Source organism: Methylobacterium sp. 1030 (assembly GCF_040544715.1).
Classification (GTDB): domain Bacteria; phylum Pseudomonadota; class Alphaproteobacteria; order Rhizobiales; family Beijerinckiaceae; genus Methylobacterium.
Genome location: NZ_JBEPKM010000015.1, coordinates 82,562 through 108,844, shown reverse-complemented (window position 1 = coordinate 108,844; position 26,283 = coordinate 82,562). Strand labels below are relative to the sequence as shown.

At 73.4% G+C, this 26,283-nt stretch carries 25 protein-coding genes; 17 read left to right on the top strand and 8 right to left on the bottom strand.

All coding sequences use genetic code 11. The annotated features are described in order from the left end of the window. Position 1: 1 nt before the first annotated feature. The 5 genes from hisG to ABIC30_RS21760 all read right to left on the bottom strand — a co-directional run bounded on the left by hisG (position 2) and on the right by ABIC30_RS21760 (position 5,043). Complete coding sequence (gene hisG / locus ABIC30_RS21780; protein WP_020094052.1) at positions 2-994, bottom strand: ATP phosphoribosyltransferase; 993 nt, start codon at positions 992-994, stop codon at positions 2-4. Next, a complete protein-coding gene (locus ABIC30_RS21775; protein WP_020094053.1) occupies positions 991-2,133 on the bottom strand; it encodes an ATP phosphoribosyltransferase regulatory subunit in 1,143 nt (380 codons plus the stop codon). The genes hisG and ABIC30_RS21775 overlap by 4 nt, the downstream gene beginning before the upstream one ends. Positions 2,134-2,307: 174 nt before the next feature. Then, on the bottom strand, positions 2,308-2,550 hold the full coding sequence (locus tag ABIC30_RS21770) for a hypothetical protein (RefSeq protein WP_020094054.1): 243 nt from the start codon (positions 2,548-2,550) through the stop codon (positions 2,308-2,310). 80 nt (positions 2,551-2,630) lie between these two features. Further along, positions 2,631-4,178 carry a histidine--tRNA ligase gene (gene hisS, locus ABIC30_RS21765; protein WP_020094055.1) on the bottom strand — a complete coding sequence of 516 codons (1,548 nt, stop codon included), beginning with the start codon at positions 4,176-4,178 and terminating at the stop codon, positions 2,631-2,633. Positions 4,179-4,539: 361 nt separating this feature from the next. Next, positions 4,540-5,043 (bottom strand): DUF3429 domain-containing protein, encoded by a 504-nt coding sequence (locus ABIC30_RS21760; protein ID WP_020094056.1) that lies wholly within the window; start codon positions 5,041-5,043, stop codon positions 4,540-4,542. A 435-nt stretch (positions 5,044-5,478) separates the two neighbouring features. On the opposite strand from ABIC30_RS21760, the gene rho reads away from it, so the two are divergent. From rho to ABIC30_RS21700, 12 genes are all read left to right on the top strand, one after another. After that, positions 5,479-6,843: a transcription termination factor Rho gene (rho, locus tag ABIC30_RS21755; RefSeq protein WP_020094057.1), complete on the top strand. Its 1,365-nt coding sequence runs from the start codon at positions 5,479-5,481 to the stop codon at positions 6,841-6,843. Positions 6,844-7,203: 360 nt separating this feature from the next. After that, positions 7,204-7,815, top strand: coding sequence for a Maf family protein (locus tag ABIC30_RS21750; protein WP_020094058.1), 612 nt, complete (start codon positions 7,204-7,206; stop codon positions 7,813-7,815). Positions 7,816-7,827: 12 nt separating this feature from the next. Beyond that, positions 7,828-8,808: a cation diffusion facilitator family transporter gene (locus ABIC30_RS21745; RefSeq protein ID WP_020094059.1), complete on the top strand. Its 981-nt coding sequence runs from the start codon at positions 7,828-7,830 to the stop codon at positions 8,806-8,808. Then, the gene (locus ABIC30_RS21740) at positions 8,805-9,653 is read left to right on the top strand and encodes a shikimate dehydrogenase (RefSeq protein ID WP_020094060.1); all 849 of its coding nucleotides are present in this window, start codon (positions 8,805-8,807) and stop codon (positions 9,651-9,653) included. The genes ABIC30_RS21745 and ABIC30_RS21740 overlap by 4 nt, the downstream gene beginning before the upstream one ends. After that, positions 9,650-10,288 (top strand): dephospho-CoA kinase, encoded by a 639-nt coding sequence (gene coaE / locus ABIC30_RS21735; RefSeq protein ID WP_020094061.1) that lies wholly within the window; start codon positions 9,650-9,652, stop codon positions 10,286-10,288. The genes ABIC30_RS21740 and coaE overlap by 4 nt, the downstream gene beginning before the upstream one ends. 66 nt (positions 10,289-10,354) lie before the next feature. Then, entirely contained in the window at positions 10,355-10,570 is a 216-nt protein-coding gene (locus ABIC30_RS21730; protein WP_042672386.1) for a hypothetical protein, read from the top strand. Positions 10,571-10,690: 120 nt separating this feature from the next. Then, on the top strand, positions 10,691-11,416 hold the full coding sequence (gene dnaQ, locus ABIC30_RS21725) for a DNA polymerase III subunit epsilon (RefSeq protein WP_020094063.1): 726 nt from the start codon (positions 10,691-10,693) through the stop codon (positions 11,414-11,416). Between the two features lie 223 nt (positions 11,417-11,639). After that, positions 11,640-12,872 (top strand): extracellular catalytic domain type 1 short-chain-length polyhydroxyalkanoate depolymerase, encoded by a 1,233-nt coding sequence (locus ABIC30_RS21720; RefSeq protein ID WP_020094064.1) that lies wholly within the window; start codon positions 11,640-11,642, stop codon positions 12,870-12,872. Between the two features lie 127 nt (positions 12,873-12,999). After that, the gene (locus ABIC30_RS21715; RefSeq protein ID WP_234081605.1) at positions 13,000-13,890 is read left to right on the top strand and encodes a TIGR01459 family HAD-type hydrolase; all 891 of its coding nucleotides are present in this window, start codon (positions 13,000-13,002) and stop codon (positions 13,888-13,890) included. 244 nt (positions 13,891-14,134) lie between these two features. Continuing rightward, a complete protein-coding gene (locus ABIC30_RS21710) occupies positions 14,135-14,533 on the top strand; it encodes a DUF350 domain-containing protein (RefSeq protein WP_020094066.1) in 399 nt (132 codons plus the stop codon). Positions 14,534-14,540: 7 nt separating this feature from the next. Beyond that, on the top strand, positions 14,541-15,263 hold the full coding sequence (locus ABIC30_RS21705; RefSeq protein ID WP_091680928.1) for a DUF1190 domain-containing protein: 723 nt from the start codon (positions 14,541-14,543) through the stop codon (positions 15,261-15,263). Then, the gene (locus tag ABIC30_RS21700; protein WP_234081604.1) at positions 15,263-16,423 is read left to right on the top strand and encodes a glutathionylspermidine synthase family protein; all 1,161 of its coding nucleotides are present in this window, start codon (positions 15,263-15,265) and stop codon (positions 16,421-16,423) included. Before ABIC30_RS21705 ends, ABIC30_RS21700 begins: the two co-directional genes overlap by 1 nt. A 22-nt stretch (positions 16,424-16,445) precedes the next feature. On the opposite strand, the gene ABIC30_RS21695 is transcribed toward ABIC30_RS21700, so the two are convergent. Continuing rightward, positions 16,446-17,042, bottom strand: coding sequence for an HD domain-containing protein (locus ABIC30_RS21695; protein ID WP_091978935.1), 597 nt, complete (start codon positions 17,040-17,042; stop codon positions 16,446-16,448). Positions 17,043-17,331: 289 nt separating this feature from the next. Between ABIC30_RS21695 and ABIC30_RS21690 the strand changes: the two genes are divergently transcribed. Next, a complete protein-coding gene (locus tag ABIC30_RS21690; protein ID WP_056533607.1) occupies positions 17,332-18,297 on the top strand; it encodes a YiiG family protein in 966 nt (321 codons plus the stop codon). A 28-nt stretch (positions 18,298-18,325) separates the two neighbouring features. Here the strand turns inward: ABIC30_RS21690 and ABIC30_RS21685 are convergent, their stop codons facing one another. Beyond that, complete coding sequence (locus tag ABIC30_RS21685; RefSeq protein WP_091926943.1) at positions 18,326-19,162, bottom strand: lysozyme inhibitor LprI family protein; 837 nt, start codon at positions 19,160-19,162, stop codon at positions 18,326-18,328. A gap of 77 nt (positions 19,163-19,239) precedes the next feature. Beyond that, the gene (locus ABIC30_RS21680) at positions 19,240-20,310 is read right to left on the bottom strand and encodes a DUF4424 domain-containing protein (protein ID WP_234081603.1); all 1,071 of its coding nucleotides are present in this window, start codon (positions 20,308-20,310) and stop codon (positions 19,240-19,242) included. A 473-nt stretch (positions 20,311-20,783) separates the two neighbouring features. On the opposite strand from ABIC30_RS21680, the gene ABIC30_RS21675 reads away from it, so the two are divergent. The 4 genes from ABIC30_RS21675 (at position 20,784) to ABIC30_RS21660 (ending at position 26,100) form a co-directional block, all read left to right on the top strand. After that, positions 20,784-21,362 carry a peroxidase-related enzyme gene (locus ABIC30_RS21675; RefSeq protein ID WP_020094072.1) on the top strand — a complete coding sequence of 193 codons (579 nt, stop codon included), beginning with the start codon at positions 20,784-20,786 and terminating at the stop codon, positions 21,360-21,362. Between the two features lie 297 nt (positions 21,363-21,659). Continuing rightward, entirely contained in the window at positions 21,660-23,915 is a 2,256-nt protein-coding gene (locus ABIC30_RS21670; RefSeq protein WP_020094073.1) for an ATP-binding protein, read from the top strand. Further along, positions 23,915-24,376: a response regulator gene (locus ABIC30_RS21665; protein ID WP_020094074.1), complete on the top strand. Its 462-nt coding sequence runs from the start codon at positions 23,915-23,917 to the stop codon at positions 24,374-24,376. Before ABIC30_RS21670 ends, ABIC30_RS21665 begins: the two co-directional genes overlap by 1 nt. Next, entirely contained in the window at positions 24,373-26,100 is a 1,728-nt protein-coding gene (locus ABIC30_RS21660; protein ID WP_020094075.1) for a hybrid sensor histidine kinase/response regulator, read from the top strand. Before ABIC30_RS21665 ends, ABIC30_RS21660 begins: the two co-directional genes overlap by 4 nt. Positions 26,101-26,283: the final 183 nt, after the last annotated feature.

Genomic DNA, 26,283 nt, shown 5'->3' with positions numbered 1-26,283 from the left:
CTCAGAGCCGCGCCAGGAGCCGCTCCGCCAGCGGGTTCTCGGCCGCGAAGGCGTAGTCGACCCGCCGCACCGTGACGGCCCGCGCGCCGGCCTCGACCAGGGCGCCGGCGAGCTCGAACACCGCGGCCTCCCGGCAGCGCAGGACGATCTCGCTCTCCGGCCCCCGCGGCGCGCCGTAGGGCAATTCGGCCTCGTGCAGGCCCGCGATCGTGGCGAGGTCGATCGTACCGCTCTCCGGCAGGGCGGCGCGCACCTCGCGGGTGGTCCGGGCGCGCTCCTCGGCGGCGATGCGGCCGAGCACCGTGCGGAGCGCGGCCCGCTGGCCCTCGCCCCAGGGGGCCTTCAGCGAGGCGACGAGGTTCGCCTCCGAGCGCAGGATGATGCCGTCGTCCAGCACCTTCAGGGCGTTGGCCGAGAGCGTCGCCCCCGTGGTGGTGATGTCGACCACGATCTCGGCCGAGCCCGCCGCCGGCGCCCCCTCGGTGGCGCCCAGGCTCTCGACGATCCGGTAATCGGCGACGCCCTTCTCGGCGAAGAACCGGCGGGTCAGGTTCACGTACTTGGTGGCGACCCGCAGGCGCCGGCCGTGGCGGGTCCGCATGCCGGCCGCGACCTCGTCGAGGTCGGACATGTCGCGCACGTCGATCCAGGCCTGGGGCACGGCCACCACCACGGTGGCGTTGCCGAAGCCGAGCGGCGTCAGCAGCTCGACCTGGTCGCGCACGTCCGGCAGGGTCTCGCGGATCAGATCCTCGCCGGTGACGCCGAGATGGGCGGCGCCCGAGGCGAGCTGCGCGGCGATTTCGGAGGCCGAGAGGTAGCGCACCTCGACGTCGGGCACGCCGATGAGCTTGCCCCGGTAGTCGCGGGCGCCCGCGCCCTGCGCGAGCTTCAGCCCGGCCCGGCCGAAGAACGCGCTGGCATTCTCCTGCAGGCGGCCCTTGGACGGGACGGCGAGGATCAGCGGCATGGCGGCCGCGTCCGAGGCACTCATCGGCCGGCTCCCGCCACGCGCTCGATCCAGAAGGTGCATCCCACCGCCGGCAACGGCGCCGGGCTGCCGAGATGGCCGAGCAGGCCGTCGTAGCGGCCGCCGCCGACCAGGGTCGGGCCGTCCCGCTCGGTCACCTCGAAGATGAAGCCGGTGTAGTAGTCGAGGTTGCGGGCGAAGCCGCCCTGGAAGCGGAAGCGCTCGATCGGCAGGCCGCGGGCCGCGATGAAGCCGGTGCGCTCCTCGAACAGGTCGAGGGCGGCCGCGAGGGCGTCGTGCCGCAGGCCCGCGTCGGCGACGAGCGCCCGCAGGTCGCGGGCGGCGGCGTCCGGATGGCCGGCGATCGCCCGGTAGCGGTCGAGGAGCGCGCGGTTCTCGGTGTTGAGCCCGGCGCCGCCATGGGCCTGCGCGGCGGCCTTGGCGAGGAAGCGCTCGGCGATCTCGCCGGCGCTGCGCCCGCCCACCGCCGAGATCCCGGCGATCGCCAGCACGTCCTCCACGAAGGCGCGCACGCCCCGCGGGTCCTGGCCCTGGATCGCCGCGAGCAGGCCCGCGTGGGGATCCTCGGGACGGGTGCCCTCGGCGCCGTTGGTGACGGCGTCCAGCGAGCGCCCGGCGGCCAGCGCCCGGAGCGTCCGGCGCTTGGCGGCGGGCGGGACCGCGAGCCCGTCGAGGAGCGCCACGGTCAGGCCCATATCGCCGAGCCGCACTGCCGGGTCGGTCCGGCCGAACAGGGCGAGGCCCTCCAGCGCGAGGCCCAGCACCTCGGCGTCGGCCGCCGGCGTGTCGGTGCGCCCGATCGACTCGATCCCGGCCTGGAAGAACTCGTCCGGCTCGTCGGCGGCGAGCCGGAAGACCGGGCCGCAATAGCTGTAATCGGCCGCCTGCCCGTCAGCCTCCGCCCGGTGCAGGCGGCAGACGGGAATGGTGAATTCGGGCCGCAGGCACAGCTCGGCCCCGCCCGCATCCTGGGTGACGAAGATCCGCCGGCGGATATCCTCGCCCGACAGTTCGAGGAACGGCTCCAGCGGCTGCAGCACCGGCGGCGTCACGGGCCGGTAGCCCGCCGCCGCCAGATGCGCGGAGAGCCGCGCGCGCGCCGCGTCCCCCGCCCCCGTCTCGCCCGCCTCCGGTCGTGTCATCGCGATCCACCTCGCGGGGCAATCCACCTCGCGGGCGCTCTGTAGCAACCGCGACCGGACTTGGCGACACGCACCCGGGAAGCGTGGGGCCGGCGCGCCGCGCAGGACTGCGCAGTCCCGGGTGGATCCCGCGCCGGGACCCGTCTCCGTTACGGGATCAGGGGCGTGACCGGCTCAGAGCGGCCGGAAGCTGCCGAGGCGCGCGCCGCGCGGGCGCCGGGCCGGCTTGCGGCGGGCCAGCACCGTCAGGGCCGGCGCCCCCGCGATCCCGGCGCTCAGGATCGGCGCGCTGCCGGTCCCGGGCGTGGCCTGCGCGACGGCGCTGGGCAGCCGGTCGAGGATCGGCCGCGCGGCCCAGACGGGTCCCGCGCCGGCGCAGATCAGGCCGAGGGACAGGACGAGGATCTTCGCGCGCATCCCGACATCTCCGCGGCACCGACCGACGACAACGCCGCCGGAGCCCCTGCGTTCGATGCGCGGTTCGATGCGCGCGTGTCTCAGATCTCCGTTGACGGAAAATGCCGGGCCAGCACGGCGCGGACCTGCGCCACCAGGTCGGCCTCGGGACACGAGAACTGCGCCGGCCGCGCGGCCTTCCACTCGGCGTTGCTGGCGATGGACTCGGCCGCGCGGGCGCCCTCGATCAGGTCCTTGATCTGGACCTCGCCGGCCAGGCGCTCGTTCGAGCCCTGGATCACCGCCACGGGGGCGCGGCGGCGGTCGGCGTACTTCATCTGCGCCTTCATGCCGGCGGCGCCGAGGTAGAGCTCGGCCCGGATGCCGTCGGCGCGCAGGAGTGCGACGAGCCGCTGGTAATCGGCCATGTTCTCCCGGTCGAGGACCAGCACCACCACCGGCCCGGGCGCCTCGGCGCCGGCGATCAGGGGGCTGCCCACGAGCTGCAGGGCCGAGAACAGCCGCGAGACGCCGATCGAGAAGCCGGTGGCCGGGACCGGCTCGGCCCGGAACCGCCCGACGAGGCCGTCGTAGCGCCCGCCGCCCGCCACGGAGCCGAAGCGCACGGTCTGGCCGTCCTCGTTGGTGACCGGGAAGGTCAGCTCGGCCTCGTAGACCGGGCCGGTGTAGTACTCGAGGCCGCGCACCACGCTGGGATCGGCCCGGATCACGTCGTGGCCGTAGCCGGCGGCGGCGCAGAGGCGCATGATCGCATGCAGCTCGGCGATGCCCTCGCGCCCGGTCTCGGAATCGCCGACCGCCTCGTGCCAGCCGCCGAAGAACTTTTCCCAGAACGCCACCTTGTCGGCGCCGTCCGCGGCATCGGCCTGGAACGACACGTAGGCGAGGATCCGGCCGACCGCCGCCGCGTCGAGGCCCGCGCCCTTGGTGAAGTCGCCGCTCTCGTCCTTGCGGCCGGCGCCGAGCAGGTCGCGCACGCCGTCAACGCCGAGCCGGTCGAGCTTGTCGATCGCCCGCAGCACGGTGAGGCGCTGGCCGGCCTTGTCGGGACCGGCGAGCCCGATCGCCTCCATGACGCCGTCGAGCACCTTCCGGTTGTTGACCTTCACGACGTACTGCCCGCCCAGCCCGAGGCGGTTCAGCGTGTCGGCCATCAGCATGCAGGTCTCGGCATCGGCCGCCACGCTGCCGGCGCCGACGATGTCGGCGTCGAACTGCATGAACTGGCGGAAGCGGCCGGGCCCCGGCTTCTCGTTGCGGAAGACGTAGCCGGCCCGGTAGCTGCGATAGGGCTTGGGCAGGGCGTCGTAGTTCTCGGCCACGAACCGGGCCAGCGGCGCCGTCAGGTCGTAGCGGAGCGACAGCCACGCCTCGTCGTCGTCCTGGAACGAGAACACGCCTGCGTTCGGGCGGTCGAGGTCGGGCAGGAACTTGCCCAGAGCCTCGGTGTACTCGACGAAGGGCGTCTCCAGGGCCTCGAACCCGTAGAGCTCGAAGCTCCTGCGGATCGTCTCCAGCATCCGGCCCTGCGCGGCGATCTCGCCGGCGCGCCGGTCGACGAAGCCGCGCGGCAGGCGGGGCTTCAGGGTCTCGGCCTTCTCGGCCTTCGGGGTGTCGGGCTTGGACATGGGTGCATTCGCTTCTCGCGGTCCCGGAATCCGGGTCCCGCATCGAATCTTCGATCGTCTCCGGCGGGCGGAGATCCTGCGGCCGGGCTCTAGAGCATGCCGGGCGAAAGGGGAATTCGGTTTGCGGGCTCTCCCGGCACCCGGCCATCCCGCGCGAGACGGCGCCGTCGTCCTTGCGAGCGGAGCGAAGCAATCCGGGGCCGCGCCACGCCTGTCGAAGTCGCGCACCCCTGGGTCACTTCGCTCCGCCCGTGATGACGGGTGAGGCGCATCAGCCGAAGCGTCGAAGCGGGAACCGCGTCGGACGGGTGCTGCGCGCCTCCGTGCGCCGGAACAGGGCGCGGTTCGCCCGGCAAAAAACTCAGTACGGTGCCGTCAGCTTGAGCCAGAGCAGGGCCGCGAGGCTCACCACGGCGATCGGCATCTGCAGCGGCCGCAGGCGGGCATGCGCCAGCGGCACCTCGCCGGCGCGCGCCGCGATCGGGTCGAGGATCCCGATGGCCGCGTAGCCGAGGATCAGCATCGCCAGCGCCGGCACCGCCTTGCCCATCACCGCCGCGAACAGGCTACCCAGGCCGAGGCCGTAGAGGACCAGCATGGTCACGATCTGCGACACTTGCGGGCCGCCCTCGGTCCGGAAGCTGACGCCGCGGCGCACGCCGGCCAGGAACAGCAGGATCGAGGCGGCGTAGAGCAGGGTGAACAGCGCCACGAGGTAGTCGAGGGGCTTGCCGTTCAGCCACCACGCCACGGCGGTGCCGACGGCGATCGGCACCATCGGGCCGAAGCCGAAAACGATGTCGAGCCAGGGGATCCGGCGCGGCTCGTGCGTGGTCAGGGTGCGTCCGGTGGCGTCGTCGCGCATGGCAGTCAGGGGAACTCTCGATTCGACGGTCTGCTGCGCTGCAGCACCGGGACGGGGAACGGCCGCGCGCGGGCCCGGTTCCGAAACCCGGCCCCGGCTCGGCTCGACGAGGCCTGTGTAACCGCGGCACGGCGCCCAAGCGAGGCCTCGCCGGTGACCCTGCCGGTCGTCCCGCCCGTCACCGCGCCGCCGGCGTCTCGGTCGACCGCCCCAGGCCCTTGAGTGCCGGCGAAAAAGGCGTTATCTGTGTGGGGCCCTCATCACAAGGTCTGCGCCGCAGCGCGCCCGTGAGCCGCGAGGGTCCTGCCTCATCGGTTTCGCCAACCTGACCCCGGGCCCCTCGCCGCAGCGCGGCCCGCTCTCCGGCGCCCATCCCCCGGGCACCTGGCACTGAACCGGCCCTCCCACCTACTCCGTCGGTTGCAAGATACCCCCATGACGCCAAATCCCGACGCCCTCGCCGACGACATCGAGACCGCGGAGCCCGCCGATGTGCCCGCCGATCGCCCCACCATGCCGGCCGCCCTCGAGGGCGTCCGCGAGGTCAAGCTCCAGGACCTCAAGTCGAAGACGCCGACCGACCTGACGGCCTTCGCCGAGGAGGTCGAGGTCGAGAACGCCTCGACCATGCGCAAGCAGGAGCTGATGTTCGCGATCCTGAAGCAGCTCGCTGCCAAGGAGGTCGAGATCATCGGCTCGGGCACCGTCGAGGTGCTGCAGGACGGCTTCGGCTTCCTGCGCTCCTCCGACTCGAACTACCTGCCCGGCCCGGACGACATCTACATCTCGCCGACTCAGATCCGCCGCTTCGGCCTGCGGACCGGCGACACCGTCGAGGGCCCGATCCGCGGCCCGAAGGACGGCGAGCGCTACTTCGCGCTCCTCAAGGTCAACACGATCAACTTCGAGAACCCCGAGAAGATCAAGCACAAGGTCCACTTCGACAACCTGACGCCGCTCTTCCCGACGAAGCGGTTCAAGCTCGAGCTGGACAACCCGACCAAGAAGGATTTCTCGCCGCGGATCATCGACATCGTGGCGCCGATCGGCAAGGGCCAGCGCGCCCTGATCGTGGCGCCGCCGCGCACGGGTAAGACCGTGCTGATGCAGAACATCGCGCAGTCGATCACCCTCAACCACCCCGAGTGCTACCTGATCGTGCTGCTCATCGACGAGCGGCCCGAGGAGGTCACCGACATGCAGCGCTCGGTGAAGGGCGAGGTCATCGCCTCGACCTTCGACGAGCCGGCCACCCGCCACGTGCAGGTCGCCGAGATGGTGATCGAGAAGGCCAAGCGCCTCGTGGAGCACGGGCGCGATGTGGTGATCCTGCTGGATTCCATCACGCGCCTCGGCCGCGCCTACAACACCGTGGTGCCGTCCTCCGGCAAGGTGCTGACCGGCGGCGTCGACGCCAACGCCCTGCAGCGGCCCAAGCGCTTCTTCGGCGCCGCCCGCAACATCGAGGAGGGCGGCTCGCTCTCGATCATCGCCACGGCGCTGATCGACACCGGCTCGCGCATGGACGAGGTGATCTTCGAGGAGTTCAAGGGCACCGGCAACTCCGAGATCATCCTGGACCGCAAGGTCTCCGACAAGCGCATCTTCCCGGCGATCGACATCACCCGCTCGGGCACCCGCAAGGAGGAGCTGCTGGTCCCGCCGGATTCGCTCAAGAAGACCTACGTGCTGCGCCGCATCCTCAACCCGATGGGCGTCACCGACGCGATCGAGTTCCTGCTCGACAAGCTGCGCCAGACCAAGAGCAACGGCGACTTCTTCGACTCGATGAACACCTGAGGCCGTCCCCGGCCGCGGGCATCGCCGCCGTCCCCGCGAGCGGAGCGATCCAGGCAGCGCCACGGCGGCAAGCCGCGCGCTGGCCTGGGTCACGTCCCTGCGCTCCGGTCCCTCAGGATCGGGGAGCGGATGGGACGTGGGTCGCGCCCGCCGTGCGGAACGCCTGTCCCGCGGCGGCACGAAACGCGATTCCGGCCCGATCGGGCCGTTGACCGTCTCCTAACCGGCCTCTGCCAAGGTTCCATCCGGGCGCCAGGTAGCGTATCGGCCCCGCGACAGCCCCGCCGGCCGGTCCATCCCGGCGGCGGGGCTCGTCGCAGCCCGGCTTGCACCGATCCCCGGATCCGTGACACTGGCCCGATGCCCCGCTCGCCCTGGACCGGTCCGGATCCGCTCCTCCTCGCCTCGACCAGCCCGACGAGGCGCCTCCTCCTGGAGAGCGCCGCCCTGCCGGTCGAGACCGCCGCCCCGGACGTCGACGAGCGCGCCCTCGAGGCGGCGAGCGCCGGCCTGTCCCCGCCCGACCTCGCCCTGCACCTCGCCCGCGCCAAGGCCGAGTCGGTGGCGGCGCGCTATCCCGGGCGGATCGTCCTCGGCGCCGACCAGGTGCTCGACCTCGACGGCACCGTGTTCCACAAGCCGGCCGACGGCGCGTCGGCCCGGGCCCAGCTCGCCCGTCTGTCCGGGCGCACCCACGCCCTTCATTCCGCCGTGGTCCTGGCCGGGGCGGTCGAGGACGCCTTCGTGGAGACCGCGCGGCTGACCCTGCGCCCCCTCGATGAAAGGGCGATCGCGGCCTATGTGGACTGCGCCGGCGCGGAGCGCGTGCGGGCGAGCGTCGGCGGCTATCAGCTCGAGGGGCCGGGGATCCACCTGTTCGAATCGGTCGCGGGCGATCACAGCACCGTGCTGGGCCTGCCGCTTCTGCCGCTCCTCGCGCGGCTGCGGGCCGCCGGGCTTCTGGCTTTCTGAGGGAGTACCGCCTTGGCGGGACACGACCATTCGCACGGCGGCCACGGGGGGCATTCCCACGGCGGTCATGCCCATGGCGGCCTCGGCGGCCACGCGCACGCGCCGAAGGATTTCGGCACGGCCTTCGCCATCGGCATCGTGCTCAACACCGCCTTCGTGGTGATCGAGGCGGCCTACGGCTACCTCAGCAACTCCATGTCGCTGGTGGCCGATGCCGGCCACAACCTCTCGGACGTGCTGGGCCTCGCGGCGGCCTGGATCGCCGCGATCCTGGTGCGCCGCCGCGCCAGCGCGCGCTTCACCTACGGTTACCGCGGCTCCTCGATCCTGGCCGCCCTGTTCAACGCCGTGTTCCTGCTCATCGCCATGGGGGCGGTGATCTGGGAGGCGCTGGTCCGGCTGGTCCACCCGGAGCCCGTCGCGGGCACGACCGTGATGGTGGTGGCGGCGGTGGGAATCCTGGTCAACGGCCTAACCGCGTGGCTCTTCGCCAGCGGCGCCAAGGGCGACATCAACGTCCGCGGCGCGTTCCTCCACATGGTGGCCGACGCCGCCGTCTCGGCCGGGGTCGTGGTGGCGGGCCTCGTGATCCAGCTCACCGGCCTCGCCTGGCTCGACCCGGCGGTCAGCCTCGTCATCGCCGCCCTGGTGGTCTGGGCGACCTGGGGCCTGCTGCGCGACAGCGTGGCCATGTCCCTCGACGCCGTGCCGCCGGAGATCTCCCCGGACGCGGTGACCGGCTTCCTCCTCGAGCGGCCGGGCGTCGCCGGCCTCCACGACCTGCATATCTGGCCCATGAGCACCACCAGCGTCGCCCTGACGGTCCATCTCGTGATGCAGGAGGGGCATCAGGCCCACCGCCAGCCCGGCAACGGCTTCCTCGCCGAGACCGCCGAGGGCCTGCGCGACCGGTTCGGCATCGGCCACGCCACCCTCCAGGTCGAGGAGGCCGGCGGCCCGGCCTGCCGCCTCGCGCAGGATTGCGCGGCGTGAGCGGCGCCCAGCCCCGCGCCTTCGTGGTCGGCCACCCGATCGCCCACTCGCGCTCGCCGCTGATCCACGGCCACTGGCTCGCCGTGCACGGGATCCCGGGCTCCTACGAGCGGCTCGACGTGGCCCCGGAGGCCTTTCCGGACTTCATCCGCGCCCTGCCCGCGTCCGGCTACCGGGGCGGCAACGTCACCATCCCCCACAAGGAGGCGGCCTTCGCTCTGGTGGACACGCTCACGCCGCGGGCGAAGACCATCGGCGCGGTCAACACCCTGGTGGTCGGGCCGGACGGGCGGATCCGCGGCGACAACACCGACGCGCCGGGCTTCTGCGCCCATCTCGACCACAGCCTGGGCGCGGCCTGGCCGGACCGGGCGGGCGGCACCGCCCTGGTGCTCGGCGCCGGCGGCGCGGCGCGGGCGATCGTGGTCGGGCTCGCCGAGCGCGGCCTGCGGCGCGTCTGGGTCGCCAACCGCACCGCGGCCCGGGCCGAGGCGGTGGCGGCCCTCGCGCCGGGCGTCGGCGCGGCGCTCGCCTGGGACGACCTGCCGGCGGCGCTTCCCGGAACAGGCCTCCTCGTCAACACCACGTCCCTGGGCATGAAGGGCCAGCCGCCCCTCGCCGTCGACCTGTCGCCCCTGCCGGCGGACGCGGCCGTGGCCGACATCGTCTACGCGCCCCTGGAGACCGAGCTCCTGGCGGCGGCGCGGCGGCGGGGGCTCGCCGCCGTGGACGGGCTCGGCATGCTGCTGCACCAGGCGGTGCCGGGCTTCGCGGCGTGGTTCGGCCCGCGCCCCGCCGTCACCCCCGAGCTGCGCGACCGGATCGTGGCGGACCTCGCCGGATGACCCCGAAGGCCGGATCCGGACCCGTCATCCTCGGGCTCACCGGCTCGATCGGCATGGGCAAGTCGGCCACGGCCCGGATGTTCGCGGAGCGCGGCGTCCCGGTCCACGACGCCGACGCCGCCGTCCACGCCCTCTACGGGCCGGGCGGCGCGGCCGCCGCGGCGATCGGCGCGGCCTTTCCCGGCGTGCTCGGCGACGACGGCGGCGTCGACCGGGCGCGGCTGCGCGCCGCGGTGCTCGACGCGCCCGACCGGATGGCGGCGCTGGAGGCCATCGTCCATCCCCTGGTCCGGGCGGCCAGCACGGACTTCCTGGCGCGGCACGCGGCGGCGCCGCTGGTCGTCCTCGACGTTCCGCTCCTCTACGAGACCGGCGGCGAGGGCCGCTGCGACGCGGTCGCGGTGGTGAGCGCCCCGCCCGAGATCCAGCGTGACCGGGTGCTCGCGCGTCCCGGCATGACCGAGGCGGCCTTCGCGGCGATCCTGGCCAAGCAGATGCCCGACGCCGAGAAGCGCGCCCGGGCAGATTTCGTCATCGACACGGGCCGGGGTTTCGCCGCCGCCGAGGCCGCGGTCGCGCGGATCGTCGAGCGACTGACGGCGCACCGTGCGCCGCCGCACCGCGGCGACGGATGAAACGCCCGGAGGATTGAATATCTGCGGTTGTGTTCCGGGGGGAATACGGACGGCAGGATGGACGTGATGGCGCGGCGCTGGGGCGGGATTGATCGCATTCGGTCGGGCGGCATCCGGGCCGCAACCCTTCTCGCGCTGCTGGTGGCCGGGCCTGCGCAGGCCCAGTACGCCGCCAACTGCCCGCCGCCGAAGAAGGTCGCGGCCGGCGCCTGCGTCACCGCCTGCCCGGGCGGCTACGAGGACCGGGGACCCGTCTGCGTCTACCGCAACACCTCTCGGTAGGGCGAGGCGCTCGACGGTTGGTCGACGGTGATGGACGGGGACGGCCGTGCAGGGCGGGTTAACCGCTCGGGCTTATCCCGCTAGGGTCCGCCCCCACCCCCCCCGCGAGTCGCGAGACCCATGCTGCGCGAGATCGTCCTCGACACCGAGACCACCGGCACGGAGGCGAAGGGAGGCGACCGGCTGATCGAGATCGGCGCGGTGGAGCTCCTCAACCACATCCCCACCGGCCGGACCTTCCACCGCTACTGCAACCCGCAGCGGCCGGTCTCCGAGGGCGCCTTCAACGTCCACGGCCTGTCCGACGCGTTCCTCGCCGACAAGCCGCTCTTCGCCGAGATCGTCGGCGAGTTGCTGGCCTTCCTGGCCGACGGGCGGCTCGTGATCCACAACGCGCCCTTCGACGTCGGCTTCCTCAACATGGAATACGCCCGGCTCGGCGCGAACGCCCCGCCGCCGATCCAGCTGGAGGACGTCGTCGACACCCTGCCGATGGCCCGGCGCAAGCACCCGGGCGCGGCCAACAACCTCGACGCCCTCTGCAGCCGCTACAGCATCGACAACACCCGGCGCACCAAGCACGGGGCGCTCCTCGACGCGCAGATCCTGGCCGAGGTCTACGTCGAGCTGCTCGGCGGCAAGCAGACCAGCCTCGGCCTCCTGGAGGCCACGACAGCCGCCCCGGTGGCCGGCTCGGCGGCCCTGGCGTCGGCGGCTCCGGCGGCGCCCCGCCCCTACCGGTCTCGCCTCACGGATGCAGAGCGCGCCCGGCACGACAGCTTCCGCGCGAGCCTCGGTCCTGCCGCGATCTGGGCCGAGTATATCGGGGCGGACGATCCGGCCTGATCGCCGGTCCGTCCCGCTCTCCGATCCGCACGCCTGCCGCGCGCCGCCGGCTGTTGCCGCATCGCACAGGGGCGTTTATTGCAATGCACAAAACGCCGTCGACGGAGCCTCTCGCGGGGTGACGGAGGCTGGCCCGCGCGGTGCCGGTGCGTTCCCTCGGGGGAGGCACGGGCGCGCCGGATCCGGCCGTGACGGAGATGCTGAGGCAGTGAGGCGCGCACGCATGACCGAGGATTTCGGCAGTCGCGACGGACAGCGCGACGACAAGACCGGCCCGTCACCCTTCGCCGACATGATCGAGGCCACTCGCCTGACCGGCCTCGGCCGGCTTGAGGAGGCGACCGCCCTCATCCAGCGCAGCCTCGGGGGGCAGAAGGCTCCGCCCGCCGATCCGTCGGCCGCGCCGCAGCCTCCCGCGCGCCGCGACGCGCCGGCCGCCGAGACGCGCAGTCCCGCGGCGGAGTCCGGGACGCGGATGCGCGAGGTGGTGGGGCAGGTCGTGCGCGGGCTCGCGCCGGTGCTGAAGGGGCTCGGCAACCCGCTCCGGTCGCCGGCCCCGCCGCCCGCCGACCGGGCGGGCGGGACCGGGGGCCGCTTCGTGTCCCTGACCCATGCCGAGCCCGCCGGCACCCGCGAGTACAAGCTGTTCATCCCGAGCCACCCGGACCGGGCGGCGCCGCTGATCGTGATGCTGCACGGCTGCACGCAGAACCCGGACGATTTCGCCGCCGGCACCGGCATGAACACCCTCGCCGAGCGCGCCGGCGTGTTCGTGGCCTACCCGGCCCAGAGCCGCCAGGCCCACGCCCAGCGCTGCTGGAACTGGTACGAGCCCCGGGACCAGGGCCGCGGCGCGGGCGAGCCGGCGATCATCGCGGGCCTCACCCGCGCGATCATGGCGGAGCACCCGATCGACCCGGCCCGGGTCTACATCGCCGGCCTGTCGGCCGGCGGCGCCGCCGCCCTCAACATCGCCCGCGCCTACCCGGATCTCTACGCCGCCGTCGGCGTGCATTCGGGCCTCGCGGCCGGCTGCGCCCGGGACCTCGGCTCGGCGCTGATGGCCATGCAGGTCGGCGCCCCGGGCCTCGGCGCCCCGACCGCCTTCGGCACCCCGGCGCCCGCCACCCGCGTCCCGACGATCATCTTCCACGGCGAGGACGACGGCACGGTGAGCGTGCGCAACGCCGACCAGGTGCTGGCCCAGGCCAAGGTCGCCGGGCTGACGCCGCGGTCGGAGACCTTCGAGGGCCGCGGCCACCCCTTCACCCGCACCCGCTACCGGGACGAGGCGGGCCGGGTCGTGGTCGAGGATTGGCGGGTGCGCGGCGCCGGCCACGCCTGGTCCGGGGGCCGCCCCGACGGCAGCTATACGGATCCCGAGGGGCCCGACGCGTCCCGGGCGATGCTCGATTTCTTCGCCGAGCACCGGCTGGGACCGGCGGGGCGCCCGTAAGGGGTTTCCGGAGGGCCGCGCGCTCTGGCGGGTTGTCAGGACGCGGCCCTGCTGTATCGCAGGGCGCTGCCCTGCTCCCACAAAAGGTCCCGGACCTTTTGCATCCAGGACCTCCCCAGGACCTCCCATGAGCACCACCCCCGCGCCGATCCCGACCCTCCAGGGCCTCGCCGAGGTCGCCGACCGGTACGACCTGATCCTCTGCGACGTCTGGGGCGTGCTGCACGACGGCCAGACGGCCCACACGGCCGCCGGCGAGGCGCTGATCCGCTTCCGCGGCCTCCCGGGCGCGCGGCCGCGCCGGGTCGTCCTCGTCTCGAACGCGCCCCGGCCCGGCGACGGCGTCGGCCGCATCCTCGACCGGTTCGGCGTGCCGCGGGAGGCCTACGACGCGATCCTGACCTCGGGCGACCTCACCCACGACCTGATCGCCGCGCGCCCGGGTGCCCGGATCCGGCATCTCGGGCCGGAGCGCGACCTCGGCATCTTCCAGGGGCTCGACCTCAGCCTCGTCCCGGAGGCGGAGGCCGACCTCGTCGTCTGCACCGGCCTGTTCGACGACCGCAGCGAGACCCCGGACGATTACCGGCCGGAGCTGGAGCGCCTCGCCGCCCGCGGGCTGACCATGATCTGCGCCAATCCGGACCTCGTCGTGGAGAGCGGCAACCGCCTGATCCCCTGCGCGGGCCTGCTCGCGGCGGCCTACGCGGAGATCGGCGGCCCCGTGGTCTACGCCGGCAAGCCCCACCGCCCGGTCTACGAGGCGGCGCTCGCCAAGGGGGCAGCGCTCACCGGGGCCTCGGTGGACCCGGCGCGGGTCCTGGCGATCGGCGACGCGATCCGCACCGACATCGCCGGCGCCCGCGGCGTCGGCATCGCCAGCCTGCTGGTGGCCCGCGGCATCCACGCGGAGGAACTCGGCGTCACGGCCGCGCATCACCGCCTGGGCGACGTGGCGGAATGGCTCGGCCGGCAGGCGGTGCATCCGGACGCGGTGATCGAGCGGCTGGTCTGGTAGCGGCCGGTCCTCCGAGGCGGGCCCTTCGAGGCGGGTCCTGCGCGTATTGCCGCCAGTCTAACCCCCTGAAATCCCCGACAAGCTTGACACCGCGCGGGAAATTGCGTGGATTCGCGCGTGTGAATCGGTCCCGCGCGCAGCAATCAGCCCCGATATCCGCTTCGCGTGTCGGGCGATTCGACCGGGAGACCTGTCCGGCCGCGATGCTCGCGACGATCGGAACCGGCGAGACGGCGGGTCTTGCGTGACCCTCGTCTCCGGACTGCCCGATTTCCTGCTCTATCTCGGCACCGCGACCGGGCTGATCGGCCTCTATCTGCTGATCTACACCCTCGCCACCGCGCACAACGAGCTCGCGCTGATCCGCCGGGACGTGACGGCGGCCGCCGTCGCGCTGGGCGGGAGCCTGGTCGGCTTCACCCTGCCGCTGGCGGTGGCGATCTACAACGCGCGGTCGCTGCTCGACTGCCTGATCTGGGGGCTGATCGCCCTGGTGATCCAGATCGCGATCTACTGGCTCGTGCGCCTCGCGGTGCCGGACCTGTCGCGGCGCATCGAGGAGGACCGCGCCGCCGCCGCGATCCTCCTCGGCGCGGCCTCGCTGGCGGGCGGCGTCGTGAACGCCGCCTCGATGACCTATTGAGGGGCCGGTGACGGAGACCGCGCCACCTCCCGCCGCTTCCGGTGACGCCGCCGCCGGCGGGCCCGGGACCGGCTTCGCCGCCACCCGCCGCTCCAAGCGCTCGGCCGCCGTGTCGCTGGTCCTGGTCGCGGGCGCCGGCGCGGCCGCCCTGACGCTCGGCGGCCTCGATCCGTCCCAGCGCGAGGAGGAGGCGCTCGTCTACGGGACGCTCGGCGCCTGCATCGCCCAGCAGTTGCGCGGCGCCGAGGCCTGCATCGCCGCCTACAAGAGCGCGCAGGAGACCTACGCGGCGACGGCGCCGCGCTACGAGACCGAGGCCGATTGCCAGCGCCACCACGGGACCGGCGGCTGCACCCCGGGCGCGCAGGTCACGGAGGCCGCGCGCGGCCGCTACCTGCCGGTGATGGCCGCCTTCATGATGGGGCGCACGGACGCGCAGGACCTGCCGGTCCAGCCGCTCTACCCGCACGCGCCCGAGGAGGAGCGCGACGAGGCCGGGGCCGCGACGGCCGGGCACGGCGGCGGCTACTGCACCGGTGCGGGCGGGCGGGTCGCCTACGCGGGCGGCGCCTCGCGGGTCCACGTCCCCGCCTCGGTCGCCCGCACCACGAGCGCGACCCCGCGCACGATCAGCCGCGGCGGCTTCGGCGGCACCGGGCGTGCGACGGCGTTCTCCGGAGGCTCGAGCGGCCGCGCCGGCGGGTTCGGGGGCGGATCCGGGGGCGGCTGATGCGCCGCGTGCCGGTCCCGGAGCGGCCCGACTGGCGCCAGCACGCCGCGCGGGCCGGCTTCACCTTCCACACGTTCGACGGCGCCCCCTACTGGGACGAGAGCGCCTACTACGCCTTCAGCCTCGCGGAGATTGAGGACGCCATCGAGGCGCCGAGCGCCGCGCTGCACGAGCTCTGCCTCGCCTTCGTGGACCGGGCGGTCCGGGACGCGGCGATCCTCGCCTCGCTGCGGATCCCCGAGCACGCCTGGGACGCGATCCGGGTGAGCTGGGACCGGCGCGATCCCAGCCTCTACGGGCGCTTCGACTTCAGCTACGGGGGCGACGGGCCGGCCAAGCTCCTCGAGTACAACGCCGACACGCCGACAGCGCTCTACGAGAGCGCGGTCTTCCAGTGGCTGTGGCTGGAGGACGGGCTGGCGCGGGGGCGCCTCCCCGCCGGCGCCGATCAGTTCAACACCCTGCACGAGGCGCTGGTGGCGCGCCTCGCCGCCGTGGCGCCCCCGGAGGGCGTCGCCTTCGCGGGCTTCCCCGACGCGCCGGAGGATCGCGGCACGCTGGCCTATCTCCAGGACTGCGCGCTCCAGGCCGGCCGCCCCGCCCCCTTCCTGCCGGTCGAGGCGATCGGGCTCGACGCGGACGGGCGCTTCGTGGACGCGGCCGGCGCCCCGATCGGCTGCCTGTTCAAGCTCTACCCGTGGGAGTGGATGTTCGCCGACCCGTTCGGCCGCGCGGTCGGCGCGGCCACGACCCGGTTCCTGGAGCCGCCCTGGAAGGCGGTGCTCTCCAACAAGGGGCTGCTGGCCCATCTCTGGGCGATGGCGCCGGGCCATCCCAACCTGCTGCCGACCTATTTCGAGGAGGACCCCGCCAAGGCCGCGCTGGGCCGGAGCTTCGTGAAGAAGCCCCTCTACGGGCGCGAGGGCGCCAACGTGCTGATCGTGCGCGACGGCGCCGTCGCGGCGCGCGACGAGGGGCCCTACGGCGGCGAGGGCTACGTGCGGCAGGCCCTGGCGGAGCTGCCCGATTTCGCGGGCCGCCGCGCGCTGGTCGGCAGCTGGATGGTCGGCGACCGGCCCGCCGGCCTGTGCCTGCGCGAGTCGGACGGCCTCATCACGACCGACCGGGCCCGGTTCGTGCCGCACCTCATTGACCCGTGACCTAGTCCCGCGCCGCCGCGGCTCACCGGCCCAGCGCCGCGAGCTCCCGCCGCATGTTCGACCGCGCCGGCCCCTCCAGCTCCGCCCGGGCCCGGACGGTGACGAACAGCGGCCGGCCGGATGCGAGGGCCCCCCGCAGGAAGGCCGCGCGCCCCTGCCGGTAGGCGGCCGCGCCCACGACCGGGACGAATTCCCGCGCCACGCCGGCGGCGTAGCCGTCGTAGGCGGCGGGCGCCGCCCCCAGGATCGCCATGTCCAGGTCGAGGAAGAGCGCGACGTCCGCGGCGAGCGCGGCCGGGAGACCGTCCGGGACGGCGTGCCGCTCGGTCGCCAGGATCATCGTCTCGGCCGCCGCCAGCGTGGGCGCCGGGACCGCGCCCTCCGGCAGCGCCCGCAGGAGCGCGGCGCTGCGGCGCTCGTTGTCCGCGGCGCCCGGCCGGTAGACGGCGTCGTGGAACCAGATCGCCAGTTCCACCGCGTCGGGATCCCGGACCGTCCCGCGGCGGGCGCGGAACGCCTCCAGCAGCGCGTCGATATGCGCCTGGCCGTGATAGACCCGGTGCGGCTCGGCCAGCCGGGCGCGCAGGTCAGCCAGGATGCGGGGATGGCCGTCGAGCATCGGCCGATCCTCTACCCGATCCGCCGCCGCGGGACGAGGCGGATCGCGCCGCAGGCCCGGGAAGACGCTCCGGGCACCCGCGATGGACTTCCCGGCCTCGCACTCCGACGCCCCGCGAGATCATCGTCCCCGTGACGATGATCGGGGATGTGATCGTCGAACGCCCCGATAGACGCGCCGCTGTCGATCCCGAGAGATCTATTGGGCGCGATCGACCCGATCCCGCGTCTGGTCTTCGCGCGGAACGCCGGCTACAGGGGCAGAACCATCCGGAGGATCCCCAGCGCCCATGAGAGCGACGAGCCTGAGAACGACGACTTGGTTGATGCTGACGGCGCTGCTCGCCGCCGCCCCGGCCCGTGCGCAGGCCCCCGCGCAGGCCCCCGCCCCGGCACCGGCGGGGCCGGCGACCAAGCCCGAGAGCGATCCGGCTCAGGAGACGATCCGCAAGCTCAACGCCTATGTCGGGCTCCTCAACCGGACCCTGCGGGCGCAGGAATCGCTCGGCCGCTATCAGAGCTGGGTCAACATGAAGACCGGTCCGACCGGCCGCGAGCGGATCATCTACGGCCTCTACGGGCTCTACGACGTGCGCGGCGAGATCGCGAAGGCGGAGGCCGCGACGGCGCAGCCGCCCGCGATGCCGGACCTCGACGGCGCCGTGAAGACCTACATCGCCGCCTATCAGGCGCTCGCCCCGACGGTCACCGAGGCGGAGGGCTACTACGAGCGGCAGGATTACCGCGCGGACAAGATGGAGCAGGGCAAGGCGCTCCACGCCAAGCTCGCCGTCGCGGGGCCGGCCTTCCTGGCGGCGCGCGCCAAGGTCGACGCCGCGCTGCGGGTCGAGAAGGAGAAGAGCGACGCGCTGGAACTCGCCGCCATCGAGGCGCGGGAGGGCCGCAAGGCGCGCTGGCACGTCGCGAACGTGATGACCGCCTGCCGCAAGGTCATGGACCTGCTGCCCACCGACGCCAAGCCGGTCGTCGACATGGCGGCCTTCGACGCCGCGCTCGGGCGCTACGCCGTCGCCGTGAAGGACATGGACGGGTACAGCGCCGCCAACCCGAACTCCTTCCACGTGTTCGAGAGCCGGCCGCGCGCGCTCCTGGGCAAGCTGCGCGAGTTCGACGACAAGCTCGCCAAGGCCAGGGGCGACGCCCGGCGCGGCGCCGGGCGCGACGTGACCTGGATCGTGAACGACTACAACATGATGGTGTCGACCGCGCAGACGGCCACGACCTTCTCGCGGTGACCGGGGGCGTCCGGGACCCGGGCCCCCGTCAGCGGGCGCTCCGGCCCGGTTCCGTCAGCCGCAGCGAGGTCGCGGCCGCGGTGACGGCCGCCTGCCAGCGCGCCTGCTCGGCCGCGGGGTAGCGGACGCGCAGGGTGACGAAGGCGCCGCCGCGGCCGCCCGCCAGCAGGGTCTTCCGATACAGGATCCCGGCCGCCGTCGTGCAGGAGAGCACGATCCAGCCGGGCTTGCGCGCCGCGTATTCCGGCGGCTGCCGCAGGCAGGTCTTCCGGTCCGCGGCCACGACGGCGTCGAGATCCTGGTCGAGCACGTCGTTCAGGCCCGACACCGTCAGGTGCAGGTGGCCGTCGGCCGAGCGGAAGGCCTGCCCGTCGCCGTTGTCCGGCGGCGGCTCCGCGACGAGGTCGGCGGGCACGTCGACGGAGAAGCCGAAACGGGCGTTGACCACGTGGCGCAGCGCCGGCGTGTCCGGCAGCGCCCGGCTCCAGTCGCGCCGGACCTGCGCGATCCGCGCGGTGTAGGCCCGCGTCAGGCAGGCCGTGTCCGGGCAGGCATCGCGGACCCGCGCGCGCCAGCGCGCGTGGTCCTCGCCGAAGGTGTCGATCGCCTGGCCGGTCTCGCCGTCGACCCCGCGCGTCTCGCCCACGATCCGGTCGAACAGGCGCCTGAGTTCCTCGTCCAGCCGCGTCAGGGCGGGGTCGGCACAGATCAGCGTCTCGACCCTGTCCCGAATCCCGGCGCAATCCGGCGCCGCCCGGGCGCCGACGGTGCCGAGCGCACAGACTGCGCCGACGAGGCCGGATCGGAGGATCGATCGGGGGAACGATCGCGGGCTCAGGCGCGCCGGACGGGCTTGGCTACGCACGGATATCCCTCCTGTGGCGGTCTGGACGCGATCGGCCGTCGGGCCTTCCGGATCCGGGCAGGATGGCGCGCCGCCGCTCATCGGCCCGTCGTGGTCTTGAGCATCAGGATGTCGATGTCGCGCCGAGGCACGTAATCCGTCACGACGCTCTCGAAGGTCGTCGGGCCGGTCTTGCGGAGTCCGGTGGCGCAGAACGACACGAGCGTCGTCGGATCGCCCTTGTCCACGGTCAGCTTGAACGTGCCGATCGGCCCGGCCCAGTTGCCGCCGGAGGTGATCACGTAGGACAGGTACTGCTCGAAGGCCTGCACCCCCTGCCCGCCCGCCGCCGCGATCCTGCGGGCGAGCCCCTGGGCCGCCTTCAGGAAGGCCGCGTCCGTGCAGTATTTCCGCGCGTACTCGGCCTTCTCGTCGGCGCCCTCGGTCGGGGTCCCGAACGACAGGCTGGAGAGGCCGCCGACGCCCGGAACGTAGCTCTGCCGGACGACGACGTCGCGGCCCGCCGGGAAGACCTGCCGGCGCCAGAACTTCGACCGCAAGGTCCAGACCGGGAACAGGCTCGTCGTGCCCTTGCCCATGTCCTGGGGCTCCAGGAGGCCGTCCGCCACGAGGCCGCGGCGCTGATCGGCGCCCAGGGCGGCCAGCGCGGCCTCGGTCGCCTCGACCGTCGGGACGAGGGGGATGCCGAGGCTCCGCAGCCGCCCGGTCACCTCGACCTCCGGCTTGCCGGCCGGCGTGACGAAGGCGCGCTGCTCGACCTGCGAGTCGACCGGCCGGCCGTCGACCTCGGTGGTGAAGCGGAGGAAGTTGTCGTGCTTCGGGTCGGCGATGCTCAGCATCGCGTCGGGACCCCCGGAGATGTCGGGCATCGGGAACGCGATCGTCGTCTCGACGTCCCGGTCGGTCAGGTTGCGAAAGCGGTAGACGATCCGCACCGCCTTCTCGGACAGGAAGAGGTCCTCGGAGACGAGGGCGATCCGGTCCGTCTTCTCCAGGACGAGACCGCCGGTCGCGAGGGTCGCGACGCTGTCGTCGGCCCGGGCCGGACGCGGCAGGGCCGACGACAGAGCCGTCGACAGAGCCACCGACAGGATCACCGGCAGGAGCAGGGTCAGGCGCGGGATGCGGGTCGTGGATGGGATTCGCACGGCTGTCGGGCTCGCGGGTTGGATCCGTCGGTGCGGGGCGGGGTGAGAACCGGCGCGTCGCCGGTCAGCGATCGGCGGGCGGGTCTCGGACGATCCGGTCACGCCTCCGGCTCAGTCGCGGAGCGGGCTCGGCAACCGTCGGTCCCGGTGGGAGACGGGCCTCGATCCGCCGCCCCAGAGCGGTGAGCGCTTCGGCGAAGGCGTCATCGGTCGCGGCACACCATCCTCCCCGCGGCGCGCCCGCACGCGCACCGCCGAATCTCGGACGGACCGAATGGAAGCTTTCGGGCAGAGTTGAGGCCGACCGAGAGGGCCATGTCAGGTCGAGGCGTCAGGTCGAGGCTGTGAGAAGACACCGCCGTCGGCGGCCGCGCGCGATTGCGCCGCCGCGACCGTTCGGTCTATCGGCTGCCCGGGATGGCCGGCGGCCCCGGGCGCCGGCTCGATCCGCGACGATCTGCGAGGAGCGCCCCGTGCCAGCCGAAGACGCCCCGATCGGCCGCTTCCCGATCCCCCGCCTGGAGACGCTGCCGGACGACATCCGCGCGCGCATCGAGGCGGTGCAGGAGAAGTCCGGCTTCATCCCGAACGTGTTCCTGGTGCTCGCCCACCGTCCGGACGAGTTCCGGGCGTTCTTCGCCTACCACGACGCGCTCATGGACAGGCCGGGCAACCTGACCAAGGCCGAGCGCGAGATGATCGTGGTGGCGACCTCGGCCATCAACCAGTGCCAGTACTGCGTGATCGCCCACGGGGCGATCCTCCGGATCCGCGCCAAGGATCCGCTGATCGCCGACCAGGTGGCGATCAACTACCGCAAGGCCGACATCACCGACCGGCAGAAGGCGATGCTCGACTTCGCTATGCTGGTCAGCCAGTCCGCCCACCAGGTCGGGGAGGCCGCGTTCGCGGCGCTCAGGGCCCACGGCTTCGACGACGCGGATGCCTGGGACATCGCCGCCATCGCGGCCTTCTTCGGCCTGTCGAACCGGCTGGCGAACGTCAGCAACATGCGGCCCAACCCGGAATTCTACGCGCTGGGTCGCGGCTGACGGCGCGGCGTCCGTCCCTCGCCGCCGGCGAGCGGACCGCCGGGGCGGTTTCCGGGTGTCCGCCACCCCTTCAGAGGGCTCGGCGCCCCGCGGGACCGCCGGAGCCCCGCCGTGCGACCTGGCGTCGCGCGCGGGGAGCGGATGAAACGGCTCCGGCCCTCTGAGCCCGACGGCGACCGCGCGCGGGGACGGGGCGCGCCGTCCTTACCAGTGCTTTAAGCCTATAGGAGCCGCCCGGTCCGGCTGTTAACAGGCGTTAAATTTTGTGGCCGACCCGGTGAGGGGGCGAATCCCGGCTTGAACCTTCGAAGCGGCGCGGCCCAGCGTCTCGACCTGACCGCGTGCGATCGCGAGCCCATCCACATCGTCGGCAGCGTCCAGCCGCACGGGTTCCTGCTCGGCCTCGAGGCCCGGTCCCTCACCATCGTCCAGGCGAGCGCCAACGCCCCCGCGGCGGCCTCCGTCGGCACCGTCCTCGACGCGGCCCTGCCCGACCTCGCGGCCGTCGTCCGCCACCACCTGGAGGCGGCGGAGCCCCAGGACGGCGCCCTCTATCTCCGGACGGTGACGCTGGAGACCGCCGGCGGGCGCCAAGCCTACGAGGTTGCGGCCCACCGGGTCGACGAACTCGTCGTGCTGGAGCTGGAGGAGATCGACGCGGCCGCGGCCGAGATCGGCGTCGACGTGCTCACCCCGCGCCTGCGGGCCTTCGTCGAGCGCCTGCAGACCGCCCGCACCGTCGAGGACCTCTGCCAGTTCGTCGCCGAGGACATCCGCCAGATCACCGGCCTCGACCGGGCCCTGGTCTACCGGTTCGACCGCGACTGGCACGGCACGGTGCTGGCGGAGGCCGGCAACGGCGTCCTGCCCTCCTACCTCGACCTGCGCTTCCCCGCCTCCGACATCCCGGCCCAGGCGCGCGAGCTCTACCGCCGGAACCGGCTGCGCATCATTCCGGATGCCGGCTACGTCCCCGTGCCGATCCGGCCGGCCACCACGCCTTCCGGCAAGCCGCTGGACCTCAGCCAGTCGGTGCTGCGCTCGGTCTCGCCGGTCCATGTCGAGTACATGCGCAACATGGGCACGATGGCGTCCATGTCGGTGTCGATCCTCGTCGACGGCGCCCTCTGGGGCCTGATCTCCTGCCACAACCGCGCGCCCAGGCGCGTGCCCCTCCAGGCGCGCAATGCCTGCGACGTGCTCACCCAGATCTTCGCCCTGCAGCTCTCGGCCCGCGAGCGCGGCGCCCAGTCCGAGAAGCGGCTGGCGCTGGGCGCCGTGCAGGCGCGCCTCCTCGCGTTCATGGCCGAGGAGGACAGCTTCGTCGACGGCCTGCTCAACCACCCCGACGACGTCCTGGCCCTGGTGGACGCGACCGGCGCCGCGGTGGTCACGGCGGACCGCTGCCGGCTGCTCGGGGCGACGCCAACCGAGCGCGAGGTCCGCGCCCTCTATCGGTGGCTGTCCGAGCGCGAGGATGCCGAGGAGGTCTTCGTCTCCGAGGCCCTGTCGGAGGCGTTCCCGGCCGCCGCCGCCTTCGCCGACCGGGCGAGCGGCCTCCTGGCGATCTCGGTCTCGAAGAAGTACGCGAGCTACATCCTCTGGTTCAGGCCCGAGGTCGTGCGGACGGTGAAGTGGGGCGGCAACCCCGTGAAGGCCGTCCGGCCCGACCCGGAGGGCGGCCCGGACCGGCTGCACCCGCGCAAGTCGTTCGAGATCTGGAAGGAGACCGTGCAGGGCCGCTCCCTGCCCTGGTCCGACCCGGAGGTGGAGGCCGCCAAGGACCTGCGCGCCTCGGTGCTCGGCATCGTGCTCCGCCGGGCCGAGGAGCTCGCCGCCATGAGCGAGGAGCTGCAGCGCTCGAATAAGGAGCTGGAGGCGTTCTCGTACTCGGTCAGCCACGACCTGCGCGCGCCGTTCCGCCACATCGTCGGCTACGCGAACCTGCTCAAGACCCGCGAGGGCGCCCAGCTCTCCGACAAGGGCCGGCACTACGTGGAGACGATCATCGAGGCGGCCTTCTCGGCCGGCACCCTGGTCGACAGCCTCCTGAGCTTCTCGCAGATGGGCCGGCACGCCCTCAACAAGGTCTGGGGCGACATGAACGCCCTGGTCGAGGAGGTCCGCCGGAAGGTCCTGCGCGACGTCACCCCCGACCGGACCCTCCGCTGGGAGATCGCGCCCCTGGGCCGCGCCTACGCCGACCCGGTGATGCTGCGGCTCGTCATCGAGAACCTGCTGTCGAACGCCGTGAAGTACACCCGCGGCACCCCGGAGGCGGTGATCGCGATGGGCAGCCTCCCGCCCCGGGAGGGCGAGGCGGTTTACTACGTGCGCGACAACGGCGCCGGCTTCGACATGGCCTACGTCGACAAGCTGTTCGGCGTCTTCCAGCGGCTGCACCGGGTCGAGGAGTTCGAGGGCACGGGCATCGGCCTCGCCAATGTCCGCCGCATCGTCGAGCGCCACGGCGGCCGGACCTGGGCCGAGGGCAGGCTCGGCGCGGGCGCCACCTTCTACTTCACCCTGCCCATCCGGGAGGAGGCCCACTGATGGCGGGACTGAAGCCCATCCTCCTGGTCGAGGACAACCCGAACGACATCGAGCTGACGCTGGCGGCGCTCGAATCGAGCCAGCTCGCCAACGAGATCGTCATCTGCCGCGACGGCGCCGAGGCCCTCGACTTCATCTACCGGCGGGGCGCGCACGAGAAGCGGCAGGCCCAGGACCCCGCGGTGGTCCTGCTCGACCTGAAGCTGCCGAAGGTCGACGGCCTGGAGGTGCTCGCCAAGATCAAGGGCGACCCGGTCACCCGCCAGGTGCCGGTGGTGATGCTGACCTCGTCCCGCGAGGAGACCGACCTCGTGCGCTCCTACGATCTCGGGGTGAACGCCTTCGTGGTGAAGCCGGTCGCCTTCGAGGAGTTCTTCGCGGCGATCAAGGAGATCGGCGTGTTCTGGGCCCTCCTCAACGAGCCGCCGCCGTACCGGGGAGGCTGGCCATCGAACGCGTGATCGGACCTTCCGCGGGGCCGCTGCGGGTCCTCCACCTGGAGGACAGCGACCTCGACGCCGAGCTGATCGAGGCCGAGCTGGAGACCCTCGGGCACCCGGTCGCGATCGAGCGGGTGATGACCCGCGACGCCTTCGCCCGCGCGGCGGTCGCCGGCCGGCACGACCTGATCCTGGCGGACTACGTCCTGCCGACCTTCGACGGCGTGAGCGCCCTCGGCATCGCCCGGGCGCAGTGCCCCGACACGCCGTTCATCTTCTGCTCGGGCACGCTCGGCGAGGACGTCGCGGTCGAGGCCCTGAAGAACGGCGCCACCGACTACGTCGTCAAGCAGCGCCTCGACCGCATGCCGCGCACGATCGTCCGGGCGCTGGCCGAGGCGCGGGCCCGCGCCGACAAGCGCGAGGCCGAGGCCGCCCTGCAAGCGCTCAACGAGACGCTGGAGGTGCGCATCGCCGAGCGGACCCGCGAACTCGCCGCGGCGAACGAGGCCCTCCAGGCCCAGATCGTCGAGCGGGAGCGGGCGGAGGACGCCCTGCGGCTCGCCCAGCGCCTGGACGCGGTCGGCCAGCTCACGAGCGGCGTCGCGCACGACTTCAACAACCTGCTGACGGTGATCGCCGGCAACATCGAGTTCCTCGAGAGGGTCGTGTCCGACACCCGCTCGAAGCGCCGCCTCGCCATGATGCGCGGGGCCGCCGAGCGCGGCGCCCGGCTCACCGCGCAGCTGCTCGCCTTCTCCCGGCGCCAGCGCCTGGAGCCGACGCCGGTCAGCCTCAACCAGACGGTCGCGTCGATGCGCGACCTGCTGCAGAGCTCGATCGGCGGCGCGGTCCGGATCGAGACGACCCTCCAGCCCGACCTGTGGCCGGCCCTGGTCGACGCCACCCAGATCGAGCTGGTGATCCTGAACCTCGCCATCAACGCCCGCGACGCGATGGCGGTGGGCGGCCGGCTCGCCATCGAGACCGCCAATGTCAGCGTCACCGGGGCGCCGACTCGGCCCGAGCAGCCGGCGCCCGGCGCCTACGTCATGGTGGCGGTGAGCGACACCGGCACCGGGATGACGCCGGACGTGCTGGCCCGGGTGTTCGAGCCGTTCTTCACCACCAAGGAAGTCGGCAAGGGGTCGGGTCTCGGGCTCGCCCAGGTCTACGGCTTCGTCAAGCAGTCCGGCGGCGGCATCCGGATCGACACGGTCGCGGGCGAGGGCACCTCGATCAAGGTCTACCTGCCCCGGGCCGCGGAGCCCGAGGGTGCCGTGCCCCGCCTGCCGGCCGCGGCCGAGGCCGCGCGGACGCACCCGCCCGGGAGCGGCCCCCGGCTCCTCGTGGTCGACGACGACGCCGAGGTGCGCGAGGTGACGACGACCCGCCTGATCGAGGCCGGCTACGCGGTGCGCGAGGCGGCCTCGGGCCTCCAGGCCCTGGCCGCCCTGGAGGCGGATCCGGGCGTCGACCTCGTCGTGATGGACTTCGCCATGCCGGGCATGAACGGGGCCGAGACGGCCCTGGAGGTGCGGAAGCGCTGGCCGGCGCTGCCGGTCCTGTTCGTCACCGGCTTCGCCGACACCACCGCCCTGACCGAGGCCGGCGCCGTCGGCGCCGACGCGATCGTGCTGAAGCCGTTCCGCGTCGGGGAACTCGAGGGCAAGGTCGCCGCCGCCCTGGCGGCGCGCCCGCCGGCGCAGCTCCGGCTGATCTCGGGCCGCGACAGGAGCGCCTGAGGGGGACGTCGCGCGGGCGTCCCGCTTGCGTCTCTGGGGCTCTCCCGGGCGTTCTCCACACGGCGTGCGGGCCCCGCACGGTGTCCCGGGCGGCGCGTGCGCGCCGACGCGGTTGCGCGAACCCGCCCGCTGGGGCACCGATGGCGCTGTCCTGTCCCGCCGGTTCCTCGCCCCATGTCCGAG

Excerpts from the sequence above, each read along its gene's own strand:
- hisG (WP_020094052.1), bottom strand. The coding sequence starts at position 994 with ATGAGTGCCTCGGACGCGGCCGCCATGCCGCTGATCCTCGCCGTCCCG.
- ABIC30_RS21775 (WP_020094053.1), bottom strand. The coding sequence starts at position 2,133 with ATGACACGACCGGAGGCGGGCGAGACGGGGGCGGGGGACGCGGCGCGC.
- ABIC30_RS21770 (WP_020094054.1), bottom strand. The coding sequence starts at position 2,550 with ATGCGCGCGAAGATCCTCGTCCTGTCCCTCGGCCTGATCTGCGCCGGC.
- hisS (WP_020094055.1), bottom strand. The coding sequence starts at position 4,178 with ATGTCCAAGCCCGACACCCCGAAGGCCGAGAAGGCCGAGACCCTGAAG.
- ABIC30_RS21760 (WP_020094056.1), bottom strand. The coding sequence starts at position 5,043 with ATGCGCGACGACGCCACCGGACGCACCCTGACCACGCACGAGCCGCGC.
- rho (WP_020094057.1), top strand. The coding sequence starts at position 5,479 with ATGACGCCAAATCCCGACGCCCTCGCCGACGACATCGAGACCGCGGAG.
- ABIC30_RS21750 (WP_020094058.1), top strand. The coding sequence starts at position 7,204 with ATGCCCCGCTCGCCCTGGACCGGTCCGGATCCGCTCCTCCTCGCCTCG.
- coaE (WP_020094061.1), top strand. The coding sequence starts at position 9,650 with ATGACCCCGAAGGCCGGATCCGGACCCGTCATCCTCGGGCTCACCGGC.
- ABIC30_RS21730 (WP_042672386.1), top strand. The coding sequence starts at position 10,355 with ATGGCGCGGCGCTGGGGCGGGATTGATCGCATTCGGTCGGGCGGCATC.
- dnaQ (WP_020094063.1), top strand. The coding sequence starts at position 10,691 with ATGCTGCGCGAGATCGTCCTCGACACCGAGACCACCGGCACGGAGGCG.
- ABIC30_RS21720 (WP_020094064.1), top strand. The coding sequence starts at position 11,640 with ATGACCGAGGATTTCGGCAGTCGCGACGGACAGCGCGACGACAAGACC.
- ABIC30_RS21715 (WP_234081605.1), top strand. The coding sequence starts at position 13,000 with ATGAGCACCACCCCCGCGCCGATCCCGACCCTCCAGGGCCTCGCCGAG.
- ABIC30_RS21700 (WP_234081604.1), top strand. The coding sequence starts at position 15,263 with ATGCGCCGCGTGCCGGTCCCGGAGCGGCCCGACTGGCGCCAGCACGCC.
- ABIC30_RS21695 (WP_091978935.1), bottom strand. The coding sequence starts at position 17,042 with ATGCTCGACGGCCATCCCCGCATCCTGGCTGACCTGCGCGCCCGGCTG.
- ABIC30_RS21690 (WP_056533607.1), top strand. The coding sequence starts at position 17,332 with ATGAGAGCGACGAGCCTGAGAACGACGACTTGGTTGATGCTGACGGCG.
- ABIC30_RS21665 (WP_020094074.1), top strand. The coding sequence starts at position 23,915 with ATGGCGGGACTGAAGCCCATCCTCCTGGTCGAGGACAACCCGAACGAC.